The sequence below is a fragment of the bacterium genome (assembly GCA_023228325.1).
Taxonomy (GTDB): domain Bacteria; phylum Auribacterota; class UBA6266; order UBA6266; family UBA6266; genus UBA6266.
The window spans coordinates 1-4,700 of the sequence record JALOBK010000006.1 but is presented as its reverse complement, the minus strand read 5'-3'; the positions used below and the strand labels follow the sequence as shown (position 1 = coordinate 4,700).

Annotated in this window: 6 protein-coding genes and 1 tRNA gene; all 7 read left to right on the top strand. The window is 29.6% G+C overall.

Going from position 1 to position 4,700, the window contains the following annotated elements:
* On the top strand, window positions 1-245 hold a 245-nt coding region (locus tag M0R36_10210; GenBank protein ID MCK9556170.1), incomplete at its 5' end, for an RtcB family protein.
* Window positions 246-1,088, top strand: a complete 843-nt coding sequence (locus M0R36_10205) for a radical SAM protein (GenBank protein ID MCK9556169.1) — start codon at window positions 246-248, stop codon at window positions 1,086-1,088.
* 78 nt (window positions 1,089-1,166) lie between these two features.
* Window positions 1,167-1,253, top strand: a tRNA-Leu gene (locus M0R36_10200).
* 104 nt (window positions 1,254-1,357) lie between these two features.
* Entirely contained in the window at window positions 1,358-1,969 is a 612-nt protein-coding gene (gene coaE, locus M0R36_10195) for a dephospho-CoA kinase (protein MCK9556168.1), read from the top strand.
* A gap of 2 nt (window positions 1,970-1,971) precedes the next feature.
* A complete protein-coding gene (locus tag M0R36_10190) occupies window positions 1,972-2,538 on the top strand; it encodes an isochorismatase family protein (GenBank protein MCK9556167.1) in 567 nt (188 codons plus the stop codon).
* Between the two features lie 2 nt (window positions 2,539-2,540).
* A complete protein-coding gene (gene pncB / locus M0R36_10185) occupies window positions 2,541-3,764 on the top strand; it encodes a nicotinate phosphoribosyltransferase (GenBank protein ID MCK9556166.1) in 1,224 nt (407 codons plus the stop codon).
* Between the two features lie 6 nt (window positions 3,765-3,770).
* Window positions 3,771-4,562 (top strand): NAD(+) synthase, encoded by a 792-nt coding sequence (gene nadE, locus M0R36_10180; GenBank protein MCK9556165.1) that lies wholly within the window; start codon window positions 3,771-3,773, stop codon window positions 4,560-4,562.
* The last annotated feature ends 138 nt before the right edge of the window (window positions 4,563-4,700 follow it).

Here is a 4,700-nt window from a genome sequence, read left to right as displayed (position 1 = left end):
ATGGTGCTGGAAGAATAATGTCAAGAAGTGAAGCAAAAAGAAGATTGCAGTTTTCAGAATTTGAAAAAGATATGGAAGGAATATTATCAGATTCTGTTTGTAAATCAACAATAGATGAAGCACCACAAGTTTATAAAAACCCAGAAGAAATAGAAAGATTGATCGAACCAACAGCAGAAGTAATTGATAGATTAAAAGTAATTAGAAATTTCAAAGACAAATCAAACGATGAACGGGAGAATTAGATGAAATTTCAAACATTTTCAGTTGTAGTTGGAAACAATGCTTGTAATGCATCTTGCCCATATTGTGTTTCAAAAAACACAGCGCAAGTAGATTTAAGTTCTGACTTAAATCTTGACAGATTGGATACTGCGGCAAGATTAGCAGAGAAGTGTGGTGTGACGACTGCATTAATAACAGGAAAAGGAGAGCCAACACTATACCCTGAACACATTACAAGTTCTTTGCAGATATTATACAAATATTTTCCAATTATTGAATTGCAAACAAATGGGTTGTGGTTGGAAAAAATAAAACATCATCTTGATGGATGGTATAGATTTGGACTAACAACGATTTGTATATCCGTTGCACATTATTTGGATGCTAAAAATAAAAAGATATTTTTGGATAATAAATCTGAATATCCACATTTACCAAAAAATATAGCAATAGCTAAAACATCAAAATTTTCTGTTAGGCTTAGTGTTGTCGGGTGTAAAGGATATATTGATACTCCACAAGAAATTGATAATCTCGTTAAATTTTCAAAAGCATGTCAAGTTGATCAGCTAACATGGAGACCAGTCACATTCCCAAGTGGATATGATAATATGAATATAAGAAGAGAATATGAAATTGCACAAAGAATGATTGATCACATAGATCAATCTGTAAAAAGAACAGCAAAGAAATTATTAAATCTTCCACATGGCGGAGAAGTGTTTGATTATCAAGGACAAAATTTATGCTTAACAAATTGTTTAACCCATACTAACGATCCAAACGATATAAGACAATTGATTTATTTTCCTAATGGAGAAATAAGATATGATTGGGTTTATCCAGGAGCAAGGATATTGTAAATTTTTTTAATCTTTTGAAATACATATATGTTTATATGAGGAGGAGGTTTTTAATTTTATTTTTCTAATAAGTCATATGGCGTTGTGGCGGAACGGTTTACGCAGCGGACTTAAAATCCGCCGGGTATTAGACCCTTGTGGGTTCGAGTCCCACCAACGCTACCAAAAAATAAAAGAGTGTCATTGATTGTTGTCTGACCGCGATCCCAGACAATATATTGATGCCACTCTTTTTCTTTATTTATTTTTTTATCGATGGAGTTTTAAAAATGAAAATTATTGGCGTGACAGGATTAGTATGTACTGGAAAATCAACATTTCTAAATTGGATGGAAGAAAAAGGAAAAGTAAAAATATGTAAAACAGATGATATTAATAGGGAGCTATGTTTACTCAATGATGATGTTAAAGATGCAATATCAAAAGAGTTTGGTGATGAATTAGTGTTTGAATATGACAATAACAAATTTTTAAACACTTGTTATTTGTACAGAATATTATTTGAGAAAAAAGAAAATTTAGAAAAAATGCAAAACATAATGATTCCATTCGTAACAGCAGAAGTGAAAAAATTAATAGAAGAATGTAAAGAAAAATATGATTATTTTTTTCTAGAATCAGCAATCCTGTTTATTGCCAAATTAGATATGCTTTGTGATCTAACACTTTGGATAGATAATGATATTGAAAGTGTTGTTAAACTATTAAAAGAAAAAAGATCAAATTGGGCGGATTACGTTATGGAAATGATAATAGATATTCAAAAAGAAAATATATGGCAAAAAGATAAATGTGATTTTGTGATTGAAAACATAGGAAATTTGGAAGAGTTTAAAAATAAGTCTGATTTATTTTTCAATAAAATTTCCGAGAGGAGTTAAATATGAAATCGGCATTGATTGTTGTGGATTTTCAGAGAGATTTTTGTCCTGGTGGTTCATTGCCAGTACCAGGAGGAAATGAAATTATCTTCCCCCTGTCAAAATTAGTGATGAATAAAAAATTTGAGCATATTGTATTTTCGCACGATTGGCATCCGGAAGATCATAGTTCATTTAAAACATGGCCAAAACATTGTGTTCAAAATACATATGGTTCAAAATTAGCATTTAACTTTTATGATAATGAGAAACTTATATTTACATATAAAGGAAAATATAAAGATACAGAAGAATATAGCGCATTTAATTCCACTATAGACATGTTAGATGAAAACTTAATGTTAGATGATTTTTTAAAGGAAAAAGAAATAGGGCATGTTTATGTTTGTGGATTAGCATTGGATTATTGTGTGGGCTCCACTGCATTAGATTTTGTTAAAAATGGATACAAAACAACATTGATATTGGATGCATGTCGGGGAATAAGTGATGAAACTATGACTTCCAAGTTGAAAATAATGTTAGATGCCGGAGTTAAGGTGATCTACAGTGAAAACCTTGAGGTTTAAAAATGATAATTAATAGTTTTCTTGATAATGACCTATACAAATTCACAATGGGTCAACTAATTTATTTTAATTCTGATTTACAAAAAATGGTAACATATAAACTAATAAACAGAGATAAAAGTATTAACCTTGGAAAAATTCTTGATATTGATGAATTACAAAAAAATATAAATCATTTATTATCTTTAAAACCAACCGAGGAAGAATTAAAATATCTTGCAAATATAAAAGCAAAAAGTTTTTATAATCCAGAAGAAAGAAATATTTTCATTACAGAATATATTGAATTTTTATCAAAGGAAATTGGGAATAACAATGTTAATTATAAGTTGGCAGTAACAGATGATGAATTGGTTTTAGAATTGATTGGTAATTGGAAATATGCAGTTTATTATGAAGTTCCTCTAATGGCGATAATTTCTGAATCATACACCAAGGCATTAGAATCTAGATTATCCAATAGAGGAAAAATACTTCATCATTCAGAACAATGGAAAATACAAGAAGAATTAATAGAAGAAATAAAGAAATGCAGATCATTAAGATTTTCAGATTTTGGAACCAGGCGCAGATATAATTTTGATACACAGGAAAGAATGATTTACAATTTAAATTATTTCCATTCTTTAGGAAATTATCAATTTTCAGGAACATCCAATTTATTCTTTGCAAAAAAATATAATATTAAACCTATTGGAACTATGGCTCATGAATTATTTATGGGAGCATCTGGTTTGTTTGAATTTGATAAGGCATATTCAGTCATAACAGAAAAATGGAAAAAACTATATGGCGATTCCCTTTCCATTTTATTACCAGATACTTTCACATCGGATTGGTTATTCGACAAATATCCGAAAGAAGTTTTAGAATGGGAAGGAATTAGACATGATTCTGGAGACCCTATTCGATTTGGTGAAAAATATATAGAGTTATGTGAAAAAAATAAAATTGATCCAAAGAATAAAGTAATAGTATTTTCTGATTCATTGGATATAAATAAAGCAATATCAATCCTTGAACATTTTAGAAATAGAGTTTGGGTTACATTTGGAATAGGAACAAAACTAACAAACAATACAGCATTTTTACCACTAAATATTGTTGTGAAACTTGTTGAAATAAATAATAATTCCGTTGTTAAATTATCAGATGATCCTGGAAAGAATACAGGAGATTCCGATGTTATTAAAAAATATCTCAAATATTTCCTTGGAGGAAAGTAGAGCAATATGAAATGTGAATATTTACCGGCTGCAATGGGTGGAACATTAACGATGAATGTCAAATTTAAAATAAAATTATTACAAAAAATTTATTCTGAACTAAATAAACCATTTATATTAGGATTGTCTGGTGGAATTGATTCTTGTGTATGTGCATATCTTTTGGAAGAAGCTAAAGTTCCTTATGGAATGTTTTTCATAGGAATTGAATCATCAGAAAAATCATTCAATGATGCAAAACTGATAGCAGAAAGCTTAAACACAACTTTAAATGCAATTGATTTATTGCCCATATATAATATATTTTTTAAATATAATTCAAATTGTACTTTCAAATATTTGGATAAGAAAAATATTCCGGATATTGAAATAGGAAAAATGAATCTTAAAGCCAGATTAAGAATGATATATCAATATTACATTACAAATCTATATGGTGGGTTGGTAGTAGGAACTGAGAATAAGAGTGAACGATATATGGGATATGCAACGAAATACGGAGATTCCGCATGTGACATAGAACCCATTCTTGATTTATGTAAGGCCGAAGTGTATTATGCAGCAAATATTTTGAATTGCCCAAAGCAGATTATAAATAAAGAACCAAGCGCGGATTTGTACGATGGACAGACCGATGAAAACGAAATGGGAGTTTCATATAAACAACTGGATGAATATTTGATTCACGGCTCAGAGAAGTCATATTTATCAAAAGAAATAATAGGAGAAATTGAAAATAGACATAAAAAGAATTTACATAAATTTGAAATGCAGTTTCCATTCATATTTAAATCATAGGAGTATTTGATGGAAAAAATATTTTTGGATAGAAAAAAATACAACGTCCAGCCTCCGGACGTTCGTGCGTGTGAAAATTGTAAAAATGTTAAATTCGTTGATGATGACGGTAATAAGGTGAGATGTTCATGTGATTTT